This window comes from uncultured Pseudoteredinibacter sp. (assembly GCF_947502065.1).
Classification (GTDB): domain Bacteria; phylum Pseudomonadota; class Gammaproteobacteria; order Pseudomonadales; family Cellvibrionaceae; genus Pseudoteredinibacter.
Genome location: NZ_CANMYE010000004.1, coordinates 182566 through 207056 on the forward strand (window position 1 = coordinate 182566; position 24491 = coordinate 207056).

General features: G+C 45.6%; 16 protein-coding genes. 6 read left to right on the forward strand and 10 right to left on the reverse strand.

Going from position 1 to position 24491, the window contains the following annotated elements; translation table 11 throughout:
• Positions 1-42 precede the first annotated feature (42 nt).
• A complete protein-coding gene (locus tag Q1A41_RS12375; protein ID WP_299979313.1) occupies positions 43-1533 on the forward strand; it encodes an amidase in 1491 nt (496 codons plus the stop codon).
• On the opposite strand, the gene Q1A41_RS12380 is transcribed toward Q1A41_RS12375, so the two are convergent.
• The 5 genes from Q1A41_RS12380 to Q1A41_RS12395 all read right to left on the reverse strand — a co-directional run bounded on the left by Q1A41_RS12380 (position 1527) and on the right by Q1A41_RS12395 (position 8442).
• Complete coding sequence (locus Q1A41_RS12380; protein ID WP_299979315.1) at positions 1527-2480, reverse strand: LysR family transcriptional regulator; 954 nt, start codon at positions 2478-2480, stop codon at positions 1527-1529. The two genes, Q1A41_RS12375 and Q1A41_RS12380, sit on opposite strands and share 7 nt — an antisense overlap.
• Positions 2481-2672: 192 nt before the next feature.
• Positions 2673-4076, reverse strand: a complete 1404-nt coding sequence (locus tag Q1A41_RS12385; RefSeq protein ID WP_299979318.1) for an amidase family protein — start codon at positions 4074-4076, stop codon at positions 2673-2675.
• 850 nt (positions 4077-4926) lie between these two features.
• Positions 4927-5607, reverse strand: a complete 681-nt coding sequence (locus Q1A41_RS12390; RefSeq protein WP_299979321.1) for a hypothetical protein — start codon at positions 5605-5607, stop codon at positions 4927-4929.
• Positions 5608-5636: 29 nt separating this feature from the next.
• Positions 5637-6326: a tyrosine-type recombinase/integrase gene (locus tag Q1A41_RS20395; protein ID WP_363322398.1), complete on the reverse strand. Its 690-nt coding sequence runs from the start codon at positions 6324-6326 to the stop codon at positions 5637-5639.
• A 220-nt stretch (positions 6327-6546) separates the two neighbouring features.
• The gene (locus Q1A41_RS12395; protein WP_299979324.1) at positions 6547-8442 is read right to left on the reverse strand and encodes a PhoX family phosphatase; all 1896 of its coding nucleotides are present in this window, start codon (positions 8440-8442) and stop codon (positions 6547-6549) included.
• A 302-nt stretch (positions 8443-8744) separates the two neighbouring features.
• Here Q1A41_RS12395 and Q1A41_RS12400 point away from each other — a divergent pair, with 302 nt between their 5' ends.
• The gene (locus Q1A41_RS12400; RefSeq protein WP_299979327.1) at positions 8745-11561 is read left to right on the forward strand and encodes a TonB-dependent receptor; all 2817 of its coding nucleotides are present in this window, start codon (positions 8745-8747) and stop codon (positions 11559-11561) included.
• 91 nt (positions 11562-11652) lie between these two features.
• On the opposite strand, the gene Q1A41_RS12405 is transcribed toward Q1A41_RS12400, so the two are convergent.
• From Q1A41_RS12405 to Q1A41_RS12425, 5 genes are all read right to left on the reverse strand, one after another.
• Positions 11653-12252 carry a thiamine biosynthesis protein ThiC gene (locus Q1A41_RS12405; RefSeq protein WP_299979330.1) on the reverse strand — a complete coding sequence of 200 codons (600 nt, stop codon included), beginning with the start codon at positions 12250-12252 and terminating at the stop codon, positions 11653-11655.
• A gap of 324 nt (positions 12253-12576) precedes the next feature.
• Positions 12577-13767, reverse strand: a complete 1191-nt coding sequence (locus Q1A41_RS12410) for a serine hydrolase (RefSeq protein WP_299979333.1) — start codon at positions 13765-13767, stop codon at positions 12577-12579.
• Positions 13768-14541: 774 nt separating this feature from the next.
• Positions 14542-15753, reverse strand: coding sequence for a hypothetical protein (locus Q1A41_RS12415; protein WP_299979336.1), 1212 nt, complete (start codon positions 15751-15753; stop codon positions 14542-14544).
• Positions 15754-16026: 273 nt separating this feature from the next.
• The gene (locus tag Q1A41_RS12420; protein WP_299979339.1) at positions 16027-17649 is read right to left on the reverse strand and encodes a HAMP domain-containing methyl-accepting chemotaxis protein; all 1623 of its coding nucleotides are present in this window, start codon (positions 17647-17649) and stop codon (positions 16027-16029) included.
• A 283-nt stretch (positions 17650-17932) separates the two neighbouring features.
• Positions 17933-19099, reverse strand: a complete 1167-nt coding sequence (locus Q1A41_RS12425; protein ID WP_299979342.1) for an MFS transporter — start codon at positions 19097-19099, stop codon at positions 17933-17935.
• A 279-nt stretch (positions 19100-19378) separates the two neighbouring features.
• Here Q1A41_RS12425 and Q1A41_RS12430 point away from each other — a divergent pair, with 279 nt between their 5' ends.
• The 4 genes from Q1A41_RS12430 (at position 19379) to Q1A41_RS12445 (ending at position 24375) form a co-directional block, all read left to right on the forward strand.
• Complete coding sequence (locus tag Q1A41_RS12430; RefSeq protein WP_299979345.1) at positions 19379-20176, forward strand: DUF3348 family protein; 798 nt, start codon at positions 19379-19381, stop codon at positions 20174-20176.
• A gap of 99 nt (positions 20177-20275) precedes the next feature.
• Complete coding sequence (locus Q1A41_RS12435) at positions 20276-23020, forward strand: DUF802 domain-containing protein (protein ID WP_299979348.1); 2745 nt, start codon at positions 20276-20278, stop codon at positions 23018-23020.
• 9 nt (positions 23021-23029) lie between these two features.
• A complete protein-coding gene (locus Q1A41_RS12440) occupies positions 23030-23710 on the forward strand; it encodes an OmpA family protein (protein ID WP_299979351.1) in 681 nt (226 codons plus the stop codon).
• Positions 23707-24375: a DUF2894 domain-containing protein gene (locus tag Q1A41_RS12445; RefSeq protein ID WP_299979354.1), complete on the forward strand. Its 669-nt coding sequence runs from the start codon at positions 23707-23709 to the stop codon at positions 24373-24375. The genes Q1A41_RS12440 and Q1A41_RS12445 overlap by 4 nt, the downstream gene beginning before the upstream one ends.
• The last annotated feature ends 116 nt before the right edge of the window (positions 24376-24491 follow it).

The following is a 24491-nucleotide window of genomic DNA, read 5'->3' on the forward strand; positions in this document are numbered from 1 at the left end:
CCGGCCAGCGCCTTTGCTGGCCTTTTTTCAGGTAGGTGAAAAATGAAAAAATCTAACGCATATAAGCCAGCACATGAACTTGCAGAGCTAATTCGCACTGGAGAGCTATCAGCTGTCCACTTAATGGAAGAGACAATAGATCGCATAAATGCGCGCAACCCGTCTTTGAATGCGTTTGTTATTACTGCATTTGACGAAGCTCTCGCCGCTGCCAAAAAAGCCGATCAAATGGTACTAGATGGCTCGCCATTAGGCCCTTTACATGGGGTTCCCATAGCCATGAAGGATTTATTCGACTTCAAACCTGGCTGGGTATCAACTCTCGGTGGCGTAAAGGCCTTAGAAAACAATATTGTCGAAAATCAGTGTGCCTTTACCGAGCGCATGGAGGCTGCCGGCGCAATTATCGTCGGTAAAACAAATAGCCCGACCTTTGGTTTTCGTGGAACCTGCGACAATTTTCTATTTGGCCCAACTAAAAACCCCTTTGACCTTAGCCGCAACAGTGGCGGTTCATCAGGGGGCAGTGCCGCAGCGGTAGCTGACGGTCTGGTTTCCCTAGCAGAAGGCACCGACGCAGGAGGCTCGATACGCATTCCGTCTGCATGGTGCAGCACATACGGTTTCAAGCCGTCTTTTGGGCGCTCTCCAATTCTTATTCGCCCAAACGCCTTCGGTGCAACTACTCCCTTTATCCACATGGGTCCGATCACAAGAAACGTTAAAGATGCGGTAATTGCACTAGATGTTTTATGTGGCCCACACCCAGCGGATCCGCTTACAGTCGTGCCAAAAGAGAATCTGCAATCACATCTCGGCAAAGATGTCACAGGCTTGAGGGTTGCGTTCACCGAAGATTTCGGCGTATTTCCCGTGGATCCAGAAATCCGCGCTGGTGTACGAGCTACTGCGGAAAAACTCAAGCAAGCTGGAGTATCTGTAGAAAACGTAGATATCGATTTAGGCTACGATCATTTCGAACTCGGAGAGTTGTGGTGTCGTTTGATGGCGCCATTAAACACCCATGTACTTGATAGCCTACAGCAGGCTGGCGTAGATTTACTCGAAAATCCAGATCAACTTCCACCAGATTTGTTGCGTTGGAACGATTACGTCAACAACTCTATGAACATGCGCGACTACTATCGTGACCAAGGTGTAAGATCAGAAATATTTGAGAAGCTTCAATCCGTATTCGAAGGTTATGATGCAATAATCTCCCCAACCCTAGCTTGCTTTCCAGTCCTTAATGATAGCAATGGTGACACTAAAGGGCCCATCGAATTAAATGGTGAAAAGGTGGAACCTCTAATTGGCTGGTGTTTAACCTATCTTGCAAATTTCACTGGCCATCCTGCGGCGAGCATTCCCGCCGGACTGGGCTCAGAGGGGTTACCCATGGGACTGCACATCATGGGCAAATCTGGCGATGATGGTACCGTGATTGCTCTGAGCGAGGCCCTAGAGCAAGTTGCTCCATGGGAGCACCTGTACAACCACTGCGAGAGTCGCCCTATAGGCTTAGATCAGTAGCCACCAGTATCGATTAGAGACGCCGCTGGGCTGTCTCTATATCGATCGGCTTCATCTAACAACCAATCTTGGAACGCTACAATTTTTTGTTTACTGGCATGGCTCTTTTCACAAACCAAGTAGAAACTCTTATCTTTGAGAAAATAATCAACATTTGTTGGAATAATTAATTCACCTGACTCTAGATAAGAAGACGCCGCTACAGTGCTGCAAAGTGCAATCCCTCTACAATCCAAAGCAGCTTGAAGACAAATGTATTCCTCACTATAGGTCTCCGCAAAGTTCGCATTCGTCGATGCAGTGCCAGATAAATCAAACCACATCTCCCATGTGGGGTCATCTGCATCTTGATTTTCAGTCCACTCATAAACAATTAGTGGAAATTCCAGTAATTCCTCAGGTTTAAGTTTGGCATCTGCTCGATTGGTAAACATCCTTGGTGAGCAAACCGGAACAACGAAGTTGTTAAGTATCCAAGCAAAATGCGAGCCTTCATAGCTTCCCTTACCATGACGAATCGCAATATCGACATTGTTTGAGGTAATCTCTCGGACTTTATCACTGGCGTCTATCTTGAGATTATACTGAGGGTATAGATTAGAAAATCTATGAGCTCGCTTGGCCAACCAATTAGCGGCAAAAGACTTAGTAGTAGTAACTACGAGGGGGCCCTCACCTTCGGTTACCGACAAAGCATTAACTGCTTCATGCAGTTTTAGAAAAGCTTCTGTAGCTAAAGGAGCAAAAGCTTTTCCTTCGTTGGTAAGGCTTAAGGAGCGTGTCAGCCTATTGAAAAGCTTTACGCCCAACTCCTCTTCTAATGACTTTATATTATGGCTTATGGCGGTTGGCGTAACATTCAACTCGTCTGCGGCCTTCTTGAAACTCAGGTGCTTAGCAGCGACCACAAATGCTTGAACCCCTCTAAGTTGCGGAAGTCTATCCATTATTGTCCTCCAAGCACTGCAATTGTTATATAGCCCCTCCAAAAGGGTGGCTTTAAATTAGAATACACATGACTATTCTACACTCTAGATAGCTCCAACTTACTATATTATTTGTCACATTTCTAAATTTCAAGATTAAGCTCATGCCTGGATGGCAAGTACTTTTGCGTAAGGCGCTTGATACACGACTAATCAAACGAAACTTTCAATTAATTTTGCGACCTTTAGCAAAGGCAAATCGCGATTTTGAGCAGACGACAATAGCAATCCAAATGGTTGCGCCCCATTGTTCTTTTTGATTGGGATCGATATCCCTGGCATATCTAAGTAACTACCCAGCATGGTATTTGCCAGTATTTGTCGATTATAGCTTTCATGGAAATCCATATCTTTTAGCACCCTTGTTAACTCGACAGGTTCAACAGGGATCGTTGGAAATATAAAGAATTGATGCCTAGGTAACTCTGATAAGCTTTCTATAAGCTCACGACGGCTACTCAGTAAAATGTCTTTTGTCGATGCCTTTAGCAAACTTGCTTTGGACAACCGGCGGCGAGTAAAAGGCTGCAAGTTATCATGGCTCTGCTCAAGTAGGTGCCCATAGTTTTCATAAGCTTCATGAGACACCAGTGTTCCATACTTAGAGAACAGTTCACTTACGGCATCAAATTCAGGTACACATTCAACCTTAATGCGAAAACCTATCTTGCTGAGACCACTGACCAGTGCTGAAAATTTCGATTTAATTTTTGGGTCAAGAGCGTTGCTTACGTCGTGATCTGGCACGATGAGTTCAATAGCACTGGGCTTTAGCTGCTCACAGAATTCACGCTCCACCGATGACAAGAGTGTATGGATAGTCACACTATCATTGACATCTCTAGAAAAGAAGCCTACTGTGTCGAGCGTTCTGGATAATGGTTGTATATCTGAAATATCATGCACCCCGAAGCTCGGCCGAAAACCAACAATGCCTTGAACTGCCGCTGGAATTCTAACTGATCCCGAAGTGTCCGTACCTATAGCAATGGGGACGAGTCCGCTTGAGACGGCAGCAGCAGACCCGCTTGATGAGCCCCCCGGGATATGCCGCTTACCAGCACTCACCGTTTCTGGCGTACCAAAGACCGTGTTAATACCTACGCCAGAAAACGCCAATTCACTCATAGTTGACTTTGCCATCGGGATTAAGCCATGCTCAAGCAGCTTCTTACAGAAACCAGAGCTAGAAGGTTGACGTTTAGAGTCTATGGCAAGAGAACCACTGCTGGTCGTGTAGCCCTCAATATGAAAGTTATCTTTGATAACAACCGGAATCCCATCAAGTGGCCCTAGGTCACGCTTCAATCGATGACGCAAATCACTCTGCACCCAAGCCTTATCAGCCAAGTCATAGCAAGTACTAGCAAATACTCCTGCCGAAGTATTAAAGTCAGGCAAAATCGCCTGCCTGACTTCTTTGGGGCTGCAGATACCAGCCCGATATGCGGATGTAAGTGCGTTGGCGCTGCAAGTTCTGGAGAAGTACCTAAGCTGGTCCAACTGAGCCATTTCTATCATAAGGCACAGGGTTCCTAAAGCAATTGAAAAATCCATTCTCAATCTCAATAAGAAGATTTACAAAACAATTGTCATCAGCCAACAGATGAGAATTAATTAACCTGGCGTCCCTCAACGAGTTACAGTCTCCGGTACTTGAGAGAAGGATACTTTAAGCTGAAGCACGTAAGGCAATAGCAGAATAGATACGACGCCAACCCCTGGCACAGCCTTTGCCATAACATCACTATCCACTGCACTATTGGCAAGATCACTATCCAGACCTGAATTGTACTCATCAATCCTCAATATCCACATTCCTACAAGAAATTTTCGCGCACTTTTCAAACAAAAAAGAGCGTGCACGCTCTTTTTTGTTTACACTTATTGCATTGCATGTTATAAATTTTATAATTATTATAAGGTTATGTAACTAATATAAGGGCGAGAGGTAGTTCGGGACCTTTTTTTAAAAAAACTGTTTTTCTTGCAAACCTTTATTGGGCTGAGCCAGCCCACACTGGGCTATCACAGCCCACAGCGGGCGGAACCAGCCCATAGAGGGCTGCCACAGCCCACAAAGGGCTAGCCTAGCCCATCTAAACTGCTCGTTTTTCACTCTCTCGGCAAGTGATTCCATTAAACTCTATTGTGATTCCACTAAACCCTTTTGTGATTCCATTAAACTCTATTGTGATTCCATTAAACCCTTTTGTGATTCTACTGCCCCCTATTGTGACTCCACTGAACCTCATTTCGATTTCACACCATTATCAAGCCTTCATGACGATTAACCCTCTCTACAAAGAGCTCAGAAATGCCTACAATGGTTGCTGCGTGGGACATCGGTGTTTCTCCATTAAAATGATCTTCGCAAATCTATTTTAATGAATGCCGGTGTCCCCGGTTAATGATGAAGAGCCCTATTTTTAAAGCTCTGCGATTGGAATTCTATTAGAGTTTCAACTAATTCAACTACAGCAGTCAAAAGAACATCGTGAAGTCGATTTATCAAATCTAGGACAGGCTCTCTTTGCTCATCCCCTGAATATTGATAAAAAAACTCAAGCGACGTGCCAGTATTTGCAATTCTACCAGGAAGCCGATGCTTCGCGCTGTTACAGATCCGTTTCAATTCCTCAAATTCATCAATCTCCCTAAAGGACCGGAGACAAGGACCCAAGCTGGAAGGTGCGTACTGCTCGAGAAAACAATCTTTCCAACCAACACTTCTATTTTCAATTGAAAAATTTGCGTAAATAGGGTGCAGAGCAATGTTCAACATATATGGCAGAGAATCAACTAGCGCATGCAGGGTATAAATAAACCCAAAAAAATGCGACTCATAAAAAACCCTGTAACCAATCTCATCTTGACCAGAATGCGAAAGACGATCCTTTAGCAAACCAAAATCAGAATTGATGAAATCATACAACTCTGAATAGTAATACTGACACATGAGATTTCTTTTTTGTATGGTCTCTAAGGCCTGAGAAAGCTTGTTAATTCTCTGCTGACTCATATCAGGCGAAAATGCTCTGAGATTGTTCACGATCGCTTCAAAATTGACCACAACTCTTCTATTCAAAACTCTACTCCTACCGAAAACAACTAGATTTAACCACGACAAATCGAGGCAAGCCCTAGATCTATCACCTGCTGCATATAATCTGGAGGCAAGTGTGCATACCGCATTGTAATTTTTAAGTCAGAATGCCCCAAAATCCGCTGTAGCGTGAGTATGTTACCTCCACTCATAATGAAGTGGCTAGCAAATGTATGGCGAAGTATATGGGTCATTTGCCCTCTTGGCGTCTCGATCCCTGAGCGATCAATTGCAGACCGAAATGCAGATTTGCAAGATGCAAAAAGTTGAGACATTGGCCCCGGAAAGGAAACTTCTTTAATTCTATCTATTAACCAATCAAGCACAGGAACGGCACGAATTTTCCGATTTTTGGTGTCTGAAAACCGTATTGCATTATTCATTAGTCCTGATCGTTTTAAGTTATTAGCCTCAGACCAACGCGCGCCAGTTAATAGGCAAATTCGAACAACAATACCGCAATGATTGTTAGTAGAGTTATCGCACCCTTTTAAAAGTAGCTTAATCTGATTTTCTTCCAGAAAGGCAAGCTCCCGCTCTTGCTCTTTGAAAGTACGAACTTTAGATAGAGAGTTAACACTCTCATATATTCCAAGTCGATCAAGCTCAGAGAAAACCGCCCTTAGATAACTGGTTTCATGATTAACAGTAGATTGAGAAACGTCTTTGAGGCGTTGCGTTCGATAATTTACAAACCAAATGCTTTATCACAGTCTTGAAAAATCCCGATCTTTTTTTGGGGTATCGTGTTGTTCAATTATGTATCGGGGCGCGGCTCTCGATTTAGACAACTTGAACAAATAGAACTCTGACAGATCAACACTGCGTTAAAGCGCCAACAACCCAGTAAATCTTTCCGGGTAAAAAATATCATCGTTGAAATAATATCTGGTTAAAACCCAGCCTTATCTCCATAGATTATTAAGCCTCACCCACCATCTTCCCATCCCTATGCCTAATCGCCATCACACTGGGCCGTGGTGGCAAGCTCTCATCGTAATCAGGCCAGCGGTGCGCCGGCTTATCAAAGCTTGAACCTTCTACATCCGCTGGGTGCTGAACGGCGACAAATAAGGTAGTCCCATCTGGGGTGAATTCTGGCCCGCAGAGCTCTGCACCTTGAGGACAGCCAAAGAAGTGCTTGGGTATGGCGCGATATGGGCCAGCGGTGGGCATTGCCCATAAACCATCGTGACATTGGAAGGCTTCGCAGCCATCGGTGGCTACCCACATATTACCTTTGGGATCGAATGCTAAATTATCGGGGCAAGCAAACCAGCCATTTTCCGAAACTGTTTCGCCATTTGGGCCGGTGCCATAAAAGCCGCGATCATTAATTTTATTACTATTGGGATGACCACCTAGGGCGAAAGTATTCCACTGGAATGTTTGGCTGCTATGATCGCGCTTACCGTCAACACCTGGGTGCAAGATTTCGAGAATATGTCCTGCGGTATTTTTCGGGCGCATATTGGCAACATCACCTTTTTTGCGCTTTTTGTTTTTAGTGAGCATGACATAGGTACAGTCATTAACCGGATTGGTTTCGATATCTTCCGGTCTATCCATAGGCGTAGCGCCAATCAGCTGCGCAGCACGGCGGCACTCGATAAGCACATCAGCCTGAGAGGCAAAACCTTGATGCTCTGTTAATGCTCCCTGGCCATGCAGCAATGGCAGCCACTCGCCGCTACCGTCTTCATTAAATTTGGCAACGTATAAAATACCCTCTTGCAGCAGGCTGCGATTAAGGTGCTCAGCTTCAGGTTTGTACTCTTCATGGGAGACATACTTATAAATAAACTGAAACTCATCATCATCGCCAGTATAAGCGGCAATGCGTTCACCAGGTTTTGCCACAATGGTGGTGCCTTCATGTTCGAAGCGTCCCAACGTGGTGAGCTTCTTAGGTATCGATGTAGGGTCGTAGGGATCAAACTCCAACATCCAACCAAAGCGATTGGCCTCGTTGGGTTCCCACTCGATATGAAATCGTGAAGCAGTTTTACCCCAGCGCCGGCTATCTTCACCACCAATACTTAGGCGCTCGAAGTTATCTTTCTCTTGCTCGTTTAAGGTGTCTCGGTTACCCATAAAAAAGCCACCAAAGCCCTCTTCAGCGATCAGCACTGTACCCCAGGGCGTTTTGCCTCCAGCGCAATTCCCTACAGTGCCCAGCACTTTTTTGCCGCTGGGATCCGCCATCGTTTGTAAGCGAGGATGGCCCGCTGCTGGGCCGGTTATTTCACAAGGGGTGTCCAGAGTAATACGGCGTGTGTAATCGCTGCGCCTGTTAACTCGCCACTCATCCCCTCTTAGCTCAACCTCTACAACACTATGACCACAAGCCTGCATTTCAACTTCAGTTTGCTCACGACTGGCATTGGCAATGCCGTCTTCCTCATCACTAAAACCAGGGAACATTAAATGGGGTAAGGTGTATTCGTGGTTAATGCACAGGAGACCACGTTCACTATTTCCGCTATTGTAGTTTTCGCTCGAGCTCAGATCTTCGTCCTCTAAGGGCATAAATCCGATAAAGTCATTATTAAATCCGAAACTCTCAGCTTGCTCTTGAGCTGTATAACCACTGGGGTTGAATTCCTTATCGGAAAGCAAACTATCACCCCAGCGCAGTAATACTTGGGCATTATGATTGGGAGCGACATGATGTTGCTGATCAAGAGCGTGGGGGATTTCACTAAATTCCAACTTAGGGTAAGAACTGCATCCTGTTAGGCTACCGGCAAACATCCCCAAACCACCAATACCTGCGCTGCCCTTGATAAAACCACGTCGATTGATCTTTTTCATCATAACCCTATTGCCCTAGCCTCTTGCGCCGACCTTTTATTCAGAACATCACCAAACTGAATATTATTTGATATTTTTATGACAGCTAAATGAAAGCCCTGCAACAAGCTAAACAATGCCCTCTGTCTCTCATCTCATTAACTGTTTTCAGTAAAAAATCTGTCATCATTTTTACATATAGGCGTAACCCAATAGTCACCTGTCCTTTTTAGACTGGCGCGATACTTTTAAGAATTACGACTAAAAACGTCGCTTCAATAGGCCTAGGTAGTCATCAATTGGCCAATCGATAAACAGGGGACAGCATGAATAAATCACTAAAAGCAATAGCATTAATGTCAGCGGGGAGTTTCATCTTCTCGATGAATAGCATGGCCGATGGCCGCTTAGAGGGCCGCATCAGTGATGCGACTTCTAGCGTTTACTTTGATGGCGCGATTGTAAAAATTAAAGAGCTGAAACTGGAATCCAGCTCCAAAAATGGCGGGCGCTTCTCATTCAACAATCTACCGGCTGGCGACTACACCCTAGTGGTGGATTACCTAGGCGCGGAAACCGTACAACAGCTAATCAGCATCTCTGATAACAAAACCACTAGCGAAGCGGTGCGCATCGGTGATGACGTTGGCGAGATGGATAATGTGATCGTAATTGGTCAAGCCGCAGGTGCGGCCAACGCCTTGAATAAACAACGTGCAGCGGATAATTTCAAATCGATTGTTTCGGCTGACTCAATTGGTCAGTTCCCAGATGAAAACGTTTCTGAAGCGCTTCAGCGTGTACCGGGCGTATTTATCGAACGCGACCAAGGCGAGGGCCGTTTTGTAGGTGTTCGTGGCGTTAACCCTAATCTTAACAGTGCCTCGATCAATGGCGTGAACATTCCAGCCCCAGAACGTGATCGCCGCTCTGTGGCATTGGATGTTATTCCTTCTGGCCTGCTAGAAAGCTTGGAAGTCACCAAAACCATCACCCCAGATATGGACGGTGACACCATTGGTGCGAACATCGAAATTAAAAGCCTATCAGCCTTTGATCGCGATGGCATGAGTTACAAACTACAAGCCGAAGGCAACTATAACGATCTGGAAGAAGAAACCAGTCCTAAACTGGCCGGCAGCTTCACCAACGTGTTCGACGTGGCCGGTGGCGAGCTTGGCGTTGCTGCCGCTGTCAGCTGGCAAGATCGAGATTTCGGTTCTGAAGTTATTGAAGGCGATGGCGAATGGGAATCCGACATTGAAGATTCAGGCGTGCGTGGTGTTAAGGAGCTTCAGCAGCGTGATTACACTGTAAACCGTAAGCGTTTAGGCGTAGCTCTTAATCTGGATTGGCGTCCGAACGAGCTATCTGAATACTATATGCGTTCTTTGTATAGCCACTTTGAAGATCAAGAGTTTCGTCAACGTATCAAATACAAGTTTGATAAAGGCGATCTACTAAACATAGATAGCAACTCAGCGCTTTGGGACGAAGGCGATATGGAGCGTGACTTCAAAGATCGCTTCGAAGAGCAGAAGATCACCTCGGTAGTATTTGGCGGTAGCAATATCGTTGACGACTGGACCCTAGAATATAACCTATCTTACTCAAAAGCCTCGGAAAACGAGCCAGATCGTCGTGATACTGGCTTTAAGCAAAAGAACATCAGCGAGATGGGCTATAGCTCTTTGGGCAGCAGTCCACGCATCTTTGCCTCGGACGAAGCCTTTGATGCATCCGAGTTTGAACTCGATGAAGTGGTTATAGAAAACAACTACACCGAAGATGTGCAACAGGGCTTTAAGCTGGATATCACCCGTGATATGTACTTCGGTGAAAACCCCGGCTATATCAAATTTGGTTTAAAACGCAGCGAGCGCGAAAAGACTGATGATGTCAATGCCGATATCTACAATGACTTTGGCGATATCGACGATCCAACCATGGACGCCTTTATCAACGGCAACCTGAACTACGCTATCGGTAACTTTGGCCCAGCCCTAAACAAATCCGCCATTGACGCCTTAATAAATGGTCAGATTAAAGGTAATACCGCCCTTCAGGACGAAGAAGCCTTGGCCGAGAGTTTGGTGAGCTCCGCGCGTGATTACATTGCGAATGAAGACGTTACCGCGGCCTACATCATGAGCCGTGTAGACATCAACGATTGGCGCCTTGTGTATGGCGTACGCTACGAGCACACTGACTTCAGTGCCGAAGGTTACAATGCTCGCTTACTTGATGGTGAAGAAGCTGAAATCGTAAAAGCCAATTACGAGCGTGATTACAGTCACTTCTTACCTAGCGTTAATGTGCGCTACCGCTTTAGCGACGAAATGATTGTACGCGCAGCCTTCTCACAATCAATTTCACGACCTTCTTTTGGTGATATCACTCCGTCACCCGATAAGATCGAAATTGATCAGGAAGACAATGAGCTACAGGTTGAAGCCGGCAATCCTCTGCTTAAAGCGTATGAATCCAACAACTTCGATCTATCGATGGAGTACTACCCAGATAATGGCATTGGTGCCTTCGGCGCTGCATTGTTTTACAAGCAAATCGACAACTTTATTTTCAATGCCGATGTAAGTAGTGATGCAAATGCTGCGCTTTATGCGCCTGGTGTAAACTTCGATGATATCGAAATCACTCAGCCACAAAATGGTGACGAAGCCGATCTATATGGTTTAGAACTCACCTACACCAAGCACTTTGCTAACGGCTTACTGCTGCAAGCCAATGCCACCTTTACAGACTCGGAAGCCACATTGGATTTAGGTGAAAACCCTGATCGTAATACCGATATCCAATTACCCGAACAAGCCGATCGCGTGGGTAACTTGGTACTGGGTTATGAAAAAGGCCCGCTTAGCCTGCGAGTTTCTGCCGCTTACAAAAGTGAGCGTTTGATGGAGCTTAACTACGAAGATGCCGCTAATGATTTGTATCAAGACGAGCATTTGCAAATCGATTTAAGCGCTAAATACGAAGTAAACGAAAACCTTCAGTTCCACTTTAACGCTATCAACATCAACGATGAGCCCTTCTACCGCTATCATGGCAGCCGCTCTTACAACGCACAGTATGAAGAGTATGGCCCATCTTATGTTCTAGGTGTGACCTATCGTAATTTTTAAAACACAAGAATAGATGCCATAAAAAACCCCAGCAGATAATTCTGTTGGGGTTTTTAATTTAACTGTGTAGCAAACCGCTACCTAGGCCAACTTAGCTTTTACGAGCCGCAACAATTAAACAAATCGCCAACAACAAAGTCGCCAACACACCGGTCGCACCAGCAACGCTAGAGGGTAAAAAGCCGTCACGGCCAAAGGTGATCAAAATGGCATTAGCTAGTACAGCAATGCCGCCAACAAGAGCTGTTAAACCGCCCAAGGCTTTGTTGCCTTCAGACATAAGTGCTGAGCCCATTCCCAAGGCCGCCATGCCCAATAAAAGTTTAGCGGCGTAATAAATCATAAAGGACAACGCGACTACACCACTTAGCGCAGGCTTCAATCCTTCTACTTCAGATGCAGCCTCACTAAAGCTGCCAAACAGGGTTATGCCAACACTCACCTGAATCACATTCAGCACAGCACTAAACGCGATAGCCGACCATACAAGCTGATTTTCTTTTAGCTGCACCATGGCTGCACCAGCGAAAGCAATCAATACCGTGAACAGCAGGCCCTCGGAGCCCCACAAAAACTGCCTTGGTACATCAAGCTTGGCAACATAAAGCGCTGTATAAACAACTTGGGTAAGCGCCAATACCAATAAAATATAGGCGGAGAATTGGGTTAATTGTTTAGGGGTAAAGTTCACAGTCGTACCTCAGCTGGTGTTGTGTTTATTGTTTTGATGGTGTTTTGACTGCATAGATTAATATCTAAGCAGTCGAAATCAAACCGGCGACTGTAGCAGCAATAAAATTAAGTCTTTTCTTATATACGGTGACTTGAGAGCATATGGGGTTAAGCTGGTTAGAATATAGGGTATGAGGAGCCATCGTGCGGCATGTAAGAATCTATTGCCCTGATTGTAAGTGTGGTTAAAGGCCTCAGACTATAGATTCGATATTTGTGTTAGATGGCGCCGAAGTCTGACTTCGACGCCGCACTGCTTACACACAAGCTCACAGCTAAATGACTACTTATCGAATGCGGGGAAAATTACCTGAGCAATTTGATCCATAATCGTACCCTCTTGAGTCGCCCCAGTAACCACAACAATCAAGTCTAGCTCTTTGAATACAATAATACGCTGGTCACCGCCACCCCACGCCATATCTACAGTGATTTGTTTGCCATTAACTGTAAAGTCTGTTGGATACCAATAAAATCCATAGTAGTAATTGTCAGGAATCCAGTCATCGGTCGGTTGCGTAAGTTTACGGGTCGCCTCATTCAAAAAAGCTTTCGAAATTAACTGATCACCTTTCCATTGCCCGTCGTTTAATACCAAAGAACCCAGCTTCAACATATCTCGAGATGTGATACTAGAACCGCTCGCGCCTATCGCCACGCCGTTGGCATCAGTCCTCCACCGGTAAACCGAGATACCAAGCTTGCTCAACAACTCTTTATCAATGAAGTTCATTGATGAGCCTGGCACGACTTCTTCCAACACGCGCATGACAATACTTAGATCCACGCCCTGATACAAAAAACTCTGTGATTCTGGGCTAATGGCAGCCGTTGCTTCAAGCAGCTGTTGAACAATGTCGCTTCCCTTAGTTTCTCTAGCACTGCGCGTTAATTGGCGAAGCTCTTCTTCCTCAATCCTAAGGCCAGAACTCATGGTCATGGCTTTGCGAAGGGTAATATGCTCAACGCCTTTCGCTAGCTTTGATTTATCCAAGCCCTTTAACAGCTGAATAACGGGCTTGTCTAAATCATCCATACTCAGATAACCCAACTGAATAGCTCGACCGACAGCTAAAGCCGTATGGGATTTAGTCACAGAAGCCTGAAAGTGCGGTAGGTTTACTCGCCCTTTTCTAAAATAAGATTCAAATACAAGTTTGTTTTTGTGGGCAATCAGCAAGCTATCGTATTCACCAAACTTTGAAGCTGCTGCTTCCTTTGCAAAAGCCAAAATATCACTGCTTGCGTTAGTGTGCGAACGTAAATCCGCAACCTCAATGCCATCTCTTCGACCTAGCGGACTAGGCTCTATATAAGCCGGCGACAAGTTAGGCAGATCTTTTTCAAAGGAGTAGGAAAGCTTAGCAGGATCTACCTCCGCAAGCTCTGGAGCTCCAGAGCTTATCGCCAAACTTGAAAAGCATAAGGCAAGGGTGCCCGCTGCTATATTTACAAACCTAGTTGAACCCAACATAAAACCCTTCCTCATTATTGTTATTCCAGTGATTTCCTAGTCCTGCTCTTCTAAGCATATACTAGGGGCTCAATAACAATATGTGTATGCTAAGATCGACAAAGCGAGGAATTAAGAGGTTTGAATACCAATGCACGGGAGCCTCGTAGGGCATAGCCACAAAACAATAACTGAAGAAAACAGCTATTTAGATCTTCCTTACACATCATAGCTCAAACTAGAGGGGATGTTTGACCCATTAGTTAAGACAATATACTGTTTGCACTGAAGTCAGACGCAGTTAGTTATTTTCACTTGTCTTATCGCTATATAGGCGTTACCAGCCAGGAGGGCTCACATTAATAAACTGTTATCTTTATCTGTTTTTATAGCCCTCACATTCACGGTGGCTTGCACTTGCTTGTCTTTATTTTTCACCTATTCATTCTACGAGTATGGGAAGAGCTCAATCCGTTTTATTAATGGAGTGTTGGTTGCTCATGCCATTGCTTATGGGGGAGCTTCAGCAATTTATGCAATTTTAGCGAGCATTATCTTTAGAAACAGAGTGCACAAGTCGCTAATCATAGCGTCATCGATATCCCTCGCCATTCTATTGGCAAGTTTTAGGCTATACATTCTTCTTGAGGGAAAACTAGGTTTGCTGGGTTAGCTTTGCTGCAATAGCCGCTGGAGTAATGTAGCAAATTGAACGAATGTCTTTTTTAACCAGTCTGCGTGGTGCACTAGAAATCTCACCACGCTTTATGCAATATAATCCAAGCTCAGTATCAATTAAACGCGCTTTCGACGTCGATGTAGTACTGCAAGTGGCATTAATATAATTAGGGTTAATTGTCCCCACACCCCAATAGCTGGCACTTGCTTTGGCGGTTCAGGCTCATCATCCACAATAGTGCCCATAACCTGAGATACAATCGTACCGTTACAGGTAGAGTCGTTAAACTCTAAGTTTTTATCTGGCGTGCTACCACCGCCACTTTGAATCGCACCTAAGTTATAGACTATTGTTTCATTACCTTCATATATTGTATCGGCGCTGATATTTAAAGGTAATACAATAACGCCCTGCTGCCCCAAACTATTATCTGTTTGGTTAGGATCATATTCCCCTGCTGGCAGAGTAAGCTGAATTTCACCACTAGCGCCATTAAAACTATTCACCTCACCCCGGCCTGCCAAAGCACCAACAGTAATACTAAAATCCTGTTGTGGTGAAGCCGTTGAAGCCGCATCCAATGTCAGATTAAAAACCGCATCACTATCTAGGGTACCACTAATAATCAGCGCAAATTCCATACTGCCTACGCTATCTTCAGAACCAGAAGCCGGCGACATGGTATTCAATTGAATTTCGACCAAAGGCCTTAGATCAACTGTAATACTATCAATGAAGTTACCAACTGGGCTGGCAGGTGATAGCGACTCAAAACTAAATTGTCTTGCGCCAGCCACTGCATCATTTGTTAGAGCCCCTGAATGTTGTACCCAGCCATCACCTAATGACACAGCATCAAGCGGACCACTAAACACCAGCGCACCCGCTGCATCGTGTAAAGAGGCACGCGTAGTTTCATTAGCTTGGGCCCTTGCACGATGGTAATACTGATAGTTCACCGATTCATTCGCCGTCAAACACACTTCTTGATACAAACGAGCGACACTCTCGGCATTCACCTCGGCAAACTGATTTCCCTCAAAGGCTGGGACCGATAAAAAGCCATCCGACCAAATTTCGATAGGCGACCCGGTCGTGGGCCCGCAGCTCAATCCAGTTTGACTAGGCGCGGTAGTAAGCCAACCTTGAACAGCACTTTGATCAATTTGATCGAAACCCGAACCTGGAATACCACAAGTTGCGTTTAAATCGGGTCGTTCAAAACCTTCATTAACAATGATTCGAGTTGGAATTTGGGCTTTCGTGAATGACCATGGCAGAACAGCGACAGCCAATAATAGGCATCGGAAGATAACAGAGCGCGACACAAGGACTCCTTAAAAACACTATGTCTTTTGCTTTTTTATCCCCTTTACTGAGCTGCCAATTTTGACAATCAAATCACACCCAATTTATATTTTGGGCAGCAAAGAATTTGGGAGAAATGTATTAGTGATTGCCTATGCAATTATAATAAATTTCTCTTACTGAATGTAAGCTTTACGCGAAATCCGAATTTGGAATACCATATATAACAAAGCCCTGCATTCGATGCAGGGCTTTTGAGTTTTAAAAACCTACTCCTAAAAAACTACACCTCTTTAGCGAACATACTGCCCGACCAAGTCGTTTAACTGGTTTACACTATTCATTAACTGAACAGTGGCCTCTGATGCAGATTTCACTTGCTGAGAGGAGTTTTTAGCACTGCTTGATACTTCGACAACACTACGATTAATCTCTTCGGCCACCGAGCTTTGTTCTTCCGCAGCTGTTGCGATCTGGGCATTCATATCACTTACAAGAGCAATTTCCGACTTGATATTTCGCATCACCTCACTGGATTCTTGAGCCAATTGGGAAGTTTTACGTGTTTGCTCGACGCCAAGCTTCATTGCGGAAACTGCTTTTTCTGAGCCAGCTTGCGCAGCCTCGATTATGCTCTTAATTTCAGTAGTCGAATCTTGTGTTTTTTGCGCCAAAGTTCGCACCTCATCCGCTACAACAGCAAAACCTCGCCCTTGATCTCCGGCCCTTGCAGCCTCAATGGCGGCGTTCAATGCAAGCAGATTAGTTTGCTCTGCAATACCCACAATCACATCCAGAACAGACCCTACACCCGCTACCAAAGATTCTAGCTCTTCTAATGCCTCGGCTGTTTTTTCAACATCGGTTTCAAGTGTACGCATTGAAGAAATGGTTTTATCCATTGTTTGCCTGCCGATTTCGGTATTGTCATTCACCGTGCTTGCTGAATTCGCGGCAGATGATGCGTTCCTAGATACCTCTTGGATAGACGCCGACATCTCATTCGTGGCGGTAGCCGAATGCTCAACATTTTTTTGAATGGACTGTGAATCTTGCTGAATTTCACCAGAGATTATCGATACCGAATCGGAAACTTCGGTCAGATTTTTTGCCGATCCATCCATTGCCTCTAACATCGAAACTAACGATAGGCGCATCTCCTCTAAACCACCACCGATTTGGCCGAGCTCATCTTTCGATGAAACCTGAACAGGCTGAGAAAAATCTTTGCCCTTAATCAAATCTAAGGAAGCAATCAGCGCTCTAGTTGGCTTTACGATGTTTCGGTTCATTATCGCAGTACCGATCAACAATACGATAAGCTGCCCGAATAATATTGACGGCAAAGCCCAACTCTCTACGGCCGCAGAGCTGGCAATGTTGCTTTGTGTTTGCTGGCGCACATCCAATGATACCGACTTTGCAGTTTCTGCTAACAGCTTCGACGGCCCCCTATCAATACCTCGAACATAGTTGTCTGCTGCATTGGGATCTAGATCGGTGATAAAGATTTCGTAGGCCTCTTCGTACTTAGCCATCATGATCTGGTAATCCTGCATGAAACTTTTCAAATTGCCGCTTACCGCACGGCTATTGGAACGCCCCATAATGGCCTTCGAATCAGCCATAATTGACTGCTTACGTTCTTGGAAGCGCCCCCAGTACTTTTCTAGATCCGCCGGCTGATGCCCACGCAAAAGCACATTTTTCCACTCTTGTACCTGGGTTTTAAATTCGCTATTTAACAGCAAAATATCCCGCTCTATCGCCACTTCTCTATCGAGAAGTAAACGAAACTTGTTTAGCTGCTTATTTTCAAGGTGTACAGCTACACCCGCTATGATAGAAACAGCTATAGCACCTAGAGCCAAAATGCTCAAAAGCTTGTTTCTCACCGATCCGCTGATTACATTCATTAGTTAACTCTAATAAAAACAATGGTAGACTATTCAACATTGTTATCGGCACCGTTCAATAAAGCTTAGTTTTTTTGATTATTTTTTAATCTGGATAAAGACAAGATTTGGAAAAAACCAAATCTCAAAGGTTGATAGCAAGCGGCTTTTACAAAAAGACTTATAAGACTCAAACACTCGACAATTAGAGGCGACTAGAGAGAAGCCCCCTATTAAGAAGCCTCTGTGAGAACATGAAAGATAGGGCCGATCAACAAATCTTCGCCCCCCAATTTTAGTAAGTTTATAATTTCTTCGATTTCTTAATCCAAGCGAGCATTAGCATCACAAAGCCTGGCAGTAGCAAAAACATTGACGCCCAGTTACTGTTTTCCCAGCCAATACTGGCAAATAACCAACCCGCAGAAAACGCGCCAATAGTGTTAAGCACTGCCACCGCAGATTCATTCAGCCCTTGCAATTTATGGGCATCGCCTGGCAACGAAGCCACCAGAGCGCTGCCGCCAACGTACAACATATTCCAACCTAGCCCAATTCCGATCAGCGCCACCAAGATTCCATGGTAGCTTTCAAAATTGATGGCAATAAGCATCGATGCCAACATCACCATATAGCCAGCAAAGATTACGCGCCCCACCCCAATTAAAGTAATTATTCGCCCCATAAATAGCGATGGTATAAACATAGCAAGGACATGACATTGAATAACTAACATGATGCTAGCGAACTCTATGCCCATTGCGTTCATTTTTAGGGAAGACTGCATCATTAAAAGCGCCATCAGCATATAACCAAAGCCAGAGGCATAAATCGCCAGTATTAACTCGGTTTTATAACTTTGATTAGCTGCAGAACTTGCAGGGTTCGCTTTATCGGTGGCCAACTTACTTGTAGCAACATTAGGGACAGTGCTTAAAACAAAAGCGAGTAATACCGCCAAAACGATAAACATCAAATAGCTGGCGCTGAAGGCATAATCGGGAATAAGCAAACGACTATGGCTTGTTAATATCGGCGCTACGAAAGCGGCCACCACACCACCTAAAGTTACTAAAGATACGGCTTTTGCCGTTTGCTCATTACTTAAACCGTCGGTCGCGGCGAATCGAAAATAGGCAAAGGCACTGAAGGCCATGCCAAACAAGGCATGTGCAAGACAGTTTAGAAAGAACGAATCACTGTATATTGAGTAGGCCCCCAAACTGCCTCCCAAAGCGAAGCTAAAACACGCCAAGTAGAAAACAGGTTTGCGGCCAAAACGCTTCATGGCCATAGACAGCAAATATGAGCATACAATTACAGAGGCAAACTGTAGGCCGTACGGCAGCGTTGACAACTCAGCACTAGGTGACAATAGCTTACCTACCAGTGGCGCAATGGATACAGTGATAACCGCACCGCACAATGCCAAAGCTTGTGCCGCTGAATACAATAGAGTTGTTTTACGCATAAATAGGGCCACTGCACAATAATTTGGGTAGGCATAATACGAGATAAAGCTGTTAAGCCAAAACTTAGGCGGTAAGCATTCAGAGTTTATTCAGCATTCACAAACAAGCGCCAAATTGACGCCTTAGGCCGCTTGAATCTTGGCCTCAGTTATTGATAATAGCCGGCCGACTAAAAAATAGTGGCCACGGTTAGAAACTGTTCGCATTGCTCAATTAATAGCCGGAACAAGACTTAAGTACGACTTTTTGAATACTGGCTTACGGCACGCGTTACATACATGGCTCAAATTTCTATAGAAGGCTCTCGACTAGTTCGTTTTTTGAACGATCTAGATGTATCCAATGCCGATCTTTTCGACAAGGCGTTTGCCGAACGCATCAGTCAATTAATCGGGCTGCACAAGTCTTTGGCGCTGTCTGGTTTACCTTTAAAACTCGTTAGGCTTCGTTTTGAGCCTCGATCTACTAGTGCAGAAAAAGTACAGCAAGAGTTTTTGCGGGTTAATCAAGAGCTAATAGAAACACTGATTGAATGCTTTACGCCCGGTAATGGCAGCGCTAGGGTTCGCTTCCCGGGTTATCGTGAAGATGCCACACAAGAGCAGCTCAATAACTTTGATCTGTATGTGCAGTTTTACAGTGCCAGGCAAAGACAGATAGAACTGAAGGTTCAGCACCTACTTTCCTACGTGCGTGATGCTGCCGCTGGTCACTCACCACGATTGGCACAGCTGGTCATGTTAGAAAGCTCTTTTGGGGAAGCGATTGCCGGCTACGATAGACAATGTTTGGCCGCGATACCCAGGCTGCTAGAAACTCACTTTGAGCAACTGCGCCAAAAATACCAAGACTCGCTTGCCAAACAACCCAGCGAATCGACTCCAGAAGCAAGTCCGAGCTGGATTAATCATTTTTCTGACGACATGCGCGAGCTGCTGTTTGCTGAGCTAGAACTGCGCTTGATGCCCGTAATGGGCCTGATAGAAGCCTTTGACGAGGACAGCCCTGAGCTTGATAAAAAAAGCCACTCGAAAAAACAATCCGCCGAAGCCGTAGCAGAAAAGGCCAAAGCCTAAAGAATAAATATCCGCTTTTCCTAAACAAATAGATTTAAGCGTTCGCATAGCGCGACGCTGGCAATGGAAAGCGAAAAAGGAAACAAGTAAGAAGATCTTATGAACAGACTATTATTCGCCCTCGCCTTTGCTCTAGGTTCTGCCGCCGTCATTTGGATGGCCTTGATATTTGCTGGCAGCGACGCCCTGGCTTTTACTGTCACGGCTGTTATTGGCGGCGTTTTTGTATTGGGGGCAATCGAGCTATTAGGGTTTCGTAAGGCCACCACATCGCTGGCCAATGCTTTAGATAATCTAGACGATCAAGAAGAAGCTCCAGAATCGCTAGAGCCATGGCTTAACAAGCTAGCTCCGGTATTAAGAAATGCCACCCAAGCCCGTATTGAAGGTGAACGTGTTGCACTGCCCGTACCGGTTCTAACACCTTATTTAGTTGGCCTACTGGTAATGCTGGGTTTATTGGGTACCTTTATTGGAATGGTTGAGACCTTGCAAGGTGCGGTCACTGCATTGGAAAGCAACAGCGAATTGCAAGCCATTCGAGCCGGCCTTGCCGCACCTATTCAAGGCTTAGGTTTGGCCTTTGGCACCTCGGTAGCCGGTGTGGCGGCTTCAGCCATGCTGGGTTTAATGTCGACCCTCAGCCGACGTGCGCGAATTTTTGAAACCCAACGTCTCGATCAAAAAATCAATAGTAGCTTGCGTGCTTTTTCTTTAAATCACAGCCGCCAGCAAACCTATCGCGCTTTACAACTACAAGCCGATACCCTGCCAGCCGTCGCCGATCGCTTAGATAGCTTAGCTCACACTCTGGAAAATATGGGTGAGAAGCTGGGGCAAAACCTTGCCAATAATCAAAGTGAATTAAATCAATCACTCACTTCACTATTTAGTAATCTAAGCACTACGGTCGAAAAGACCTTGAGCGACAGTGTCGCAGAAACTAGCCGCTTAAGTGTTGAGAACAGCCGTCTTGTAGGTGAGAGTATAAAACCCGTGCTACAGGAAACATTGGGCGATATTCAATCGGAGTTACGCCGCTGTAATGACAGCAGCCTGCAACAACTTACAGATAGTGCTGAGGCAACTCAGCAACAATTACTGAAGCAGACCCAACAATACTTACAAGAGCTCAACGGTAAAACTGAAACCGTGCAAAAACAAGTTGCCGATTTAAGCACAACAACATTAGAGCAGCTAAAAAGTACGGCGCACGATAATCAGCAGGCACTTATCAATAATGCCCAAGAAACATTACAAAAAATTGATAGCAACAGCGATGCTACCCATAAGCTCTTGCAAGAAAGTACTGAGAGAACTCTGTCGCAACTGCAAGAAGGCAGCTTAGCAACCGAGAAAAAACTGGAAGAAAGCAGCAGCGCCACCCATAAGCTACTAAAAGAAACTACAGAGCAAACACTTTCGCAACTGCGTGATAGCAGCATGGCAACCGGGCAAAAGCTGGAAGAAAGCGGCCGTGCTACTCAGCAACGTATCACTGAGCTGGCAGCTTCACAGCTACAATCTTTAAGTGAGCACTTTAGTAACAGCGCCCAAGATGTTGCGCAAGCTTGGCAGCAAGGTTTAGCAGCCCACCAACAGGCTAATCAAAGCTTACTGGCACAAGACAAAGATAACTTGAACGCCTATAGCTCAGAGTTTGAACGGCTTTCTAAAGATCTACTTAGCAAAGTTGAAGCGAACAGTAATGGCTGGCTTCAGCAGCAACAAGAAGCCGAACAGCTGCGTGTTAAAAGTTGGCAAACAGCCCTTGAGAATAGCCAGCAGCAGTCTTCCAAAGAGTTGCAACAGAACACGGCGGAATTTAGTCAACAACTACAAGAGCAAAGCCAACATCAACAGCAAACTATTGAGCAGTTATTAACGCGTTTTGAAGCGGTATCCAATGAATTAAATATCCAGTGGCGTGAAAACGGCGAGCAAAACAAGACACAGCAACAAGAACTCGCCCATACCTTGCAGCAAAGCGCTCAAGATATGAATGCCCACTGGCTGCAAAACGCCAAACAAATGCTTGAACAGATTAACGGCCTTATGAGCTCTTCTGAACAGCTATTGCAACAGCGCATGGACAGCGAAAGCGAATGGCTGGCGGCCCAGCAACAACGCATGAGCGAGTTAAGCAATGTGTTGGGCGAACAGCTCGAGCAATTATGCCAGCAGGAGCAAAGCCGTGGCGAAGCTGCGGTGGCTCAACTGGGTCAGCTTGAAGCTACTGTCGCCAATCACTTAGCCGATCTTGGGCAGTCTCTAGAGGCACCAATGACTCGCTTGATAGAAACAGCGTCTGAAGCGCCGCGGGCAGCGGCCGAGGTGATCGAGCATTTACGTGCCGAGATCTCTAAGAATATCGAACGCGATAACGGCCTTCTAAGCGAACGCCGCGATGTTTTAGTAGAGCTAAACAGCTTATCGGAATCTATTCAGCAAACGGCAGCGGGCCAGCAGCAAGCCATTGAAAGCTTGGTAAGCGAATCTACTGGCAAACTGGATACTATTGGTGAGCAATTCACCCAACAAGTCGCCGATGAATCCGAAAAGCTCAATGAAATGGTTGCTCTATTTGCTGGCAGTAGCGCCGAGCTGTCGAGTCTTGGTGAGGCTTTTGGTGTTGCGGTAGAAATGTTCCGCGATTCAAATACAGCTATGACCGAAAACCTAACTCGCATCGAAAGCTCGCTTAGTGAAGCCGGCAACCGAAGCGATGAGCAGCTAGGCTATTACGTCGCCCAAGCACGCGAAATTATCGATCAAAGTATTGTTTCCCAGCAGCAAATGTTAGATGGCCTACGCCAGCTGCGTGAAGAGAAAGCTGTTAACTAAGGTTACGACATGGAAGAACTGGAAGACGCCAATAGTGAATCTTCACCGGTCTGGGCCATTTTTGGCGACCTAATGTCGGGCTTGGTAGGTGTATTTGTTTTAATTCTAGTATGGGTACTTGGCTTTCAATTAGAGCTGGCTAAAACCCTAGAGGAAGAGGTTAAGAAACGCGAAGCTGAAGAACAGCGTCGTATCGCCCTTGAACAAGCACTGGCTGATCCACTCTCCAGCGGCAGAGTCACTTTACGCGATGGTCGCATTGGTATTCGTGGCAGCTTCTTATTTGCCAGCAATTCAGATCAGCTACAGCCCGAGGGCGAAGCTTTATTGCAAACGTTGGTAGAGCCCCTGCGCGTCTATTTAACGGATCGCGATCAATTATTGATGATTAGCGGCTTTACCGATAACCGTCCCATACAAAGTGGCAACCTACATTACCGGGACAACTGGGAGCTTTCTGCACAGCGCGCCTTAACGGTTACCCGCGCGTTGATCGACTCGGGTATGCCACAGGATCGCGTTTTTGCAGCTGCCTTTGGTGCACAGCAGCCCGTAGTTGAAAATAGCGATGATGAAAGCCGTGCTAAAAACCGCCGCGTTGAAATGGCGCCAGTACCCAGAAACAAATCGCAAGCTGACGTAAATCAAGCGAATACGACAACCGCAGCAAACTCAGGCAGTCGTTCATGAACAATGTCGCCGAAGCACTTGCGGATCTACACAGTCGTGGCGGACATCACTTCGACCCGGTTCGCTATGCCTATATCGACGCCCTGATACAGCGTGCCATTTTGCTACCCGATGAAGCCTCAAACTTGGTACTGGATAAGGCTAGTAAAGCTTTAGAGCGTTACCAACAGGACTACCAAACAGCACAACAAGCCAAGGGACAAGAAGACGCACAAGCCGAGCAGCCCGCAATTGCCAAGTTATCGGCACTCACCCATGAGCTGTTGAACCGAGACATTGAGCTAGGCGAGCAAAACCAAGAAGAATCACTCACCGACTTCTTACAGCAACAAGAAAATGCTGTGCTTAGCAATGTAGGAAAACGCCCCAAGAGGAAATCCGGTGGCCGCAAGGAATTAAAATCATTAGCTTCCTTTCGTAGCTCTTGGGAGAAAATGCGCGGTAGCCGAATTGCCATGGCAGTGGGTAATGAAGCCCCGGAAAACCCAGGCCCACTTAACCAACATATGCTGGTGATCACAACGCTGACCAAAATGCAGGAGCTATCACCGGCTTACTTTAATCGCTTTGTGTCTTATATGGGTTCACTTATGTGGTTAGAAGAGGCTGCACAAGAAGCTAAATCAAAAAGCAAATCTAAGGGCAACAAAAAGGCGAAACCTTAAGGGCAAGCTCCTACCTTGTGCAAAGCTTTCATGTTTTGACATTCTAAGGGCGTCTTGGGTAAGGTAAGCACTTGATTTAGCTCTTTTTCAGGTTTCACGCCAAGCCTTGTGATTAG

Coding starts and splice junctions, on each gene's coding strand:
- Q1A41_RS12430 (WP_299979345.1), top strand. CDS start 19,379: ATGGCTCAAATTTCTATAGAAGGCTCTCGACTAGTTCGTTTTTTGAAC.
- Q1A41_RS12420 (WP_299979339.1), bottom strand. CDS start 17,649: ATGAATGTAATCAGCGGATCGGTGAGAAACAAGCTTTTGAGCATTTTG.
- Q1A41_RS12435 (WP_299979348.1), top strand. CDS start 20,276: ATGAACAGACTATTATTCGCCCTCGCCTTTGCTCTAGGTTCTGCCGCC.
- Q1A41_RS12425 (WP_299979342.1), bottom strand. CDS start 19,099: ATGCGTAAAACAACTCTATTGTATTCAGCGGCACAAGCTTTGGCATTG.
- Q1A41_RS12410 (WP_299979333.1), bottom strand. CDS start 13,767: ATGTTGGGTTCAACTAGGTTTGTAAATATAGCAGCGGGCACCCTTGCC.
- Q1A41_RS12385 (WP_299979318.1), bottom strand. CDS start 4,076: ATGGATTTTTCAATTGCTTTAGGAACCCTGTGCCTTATGATAGAAATG.
- Q1A41_RS12400 (WP_299979327.1), top strand. CDS start 8,745: ATGAATAAATCACTAAAAGCAATAGCATTAATGTCAGCGGGGAGTTTC.
- Q1A41_RS12380 (WP_299979315.1), bottom strand. CDS start 2,480: ATGGATAGACTTCCGCAACTTAGAGGGGTTCAAGCATTTGTGGTCGCT.
- Q1A41_RS12440 (WP_299979351.1), top strand. CDS start 23,030: ATGGAAGAACTGGAAGACGCCAATAGTGAATCTTCACCGGTCTGGGCC.
- Q1A41_RS12395 (WP_299979324.1), bottom strand. CDS start 8,442: ATGATGAAAAAGATCAATCGACGTGGTTTTATCAAGGGCAGCGCAGGT.
- Q1A41_RS12375 (WP_299979313.1), top strand. CDS start 43: ATGAAAAAATCTAACGCATATAAGCCAGCACATGAACTTGCAGAGCTA.
- Q1A41_RS12445 (WP_299979354.1), top strand. CDS start 23,707: ATGAACAATGTCGCCGAAGCACTTGCGGATCTACACAGTCGTGGCGGA.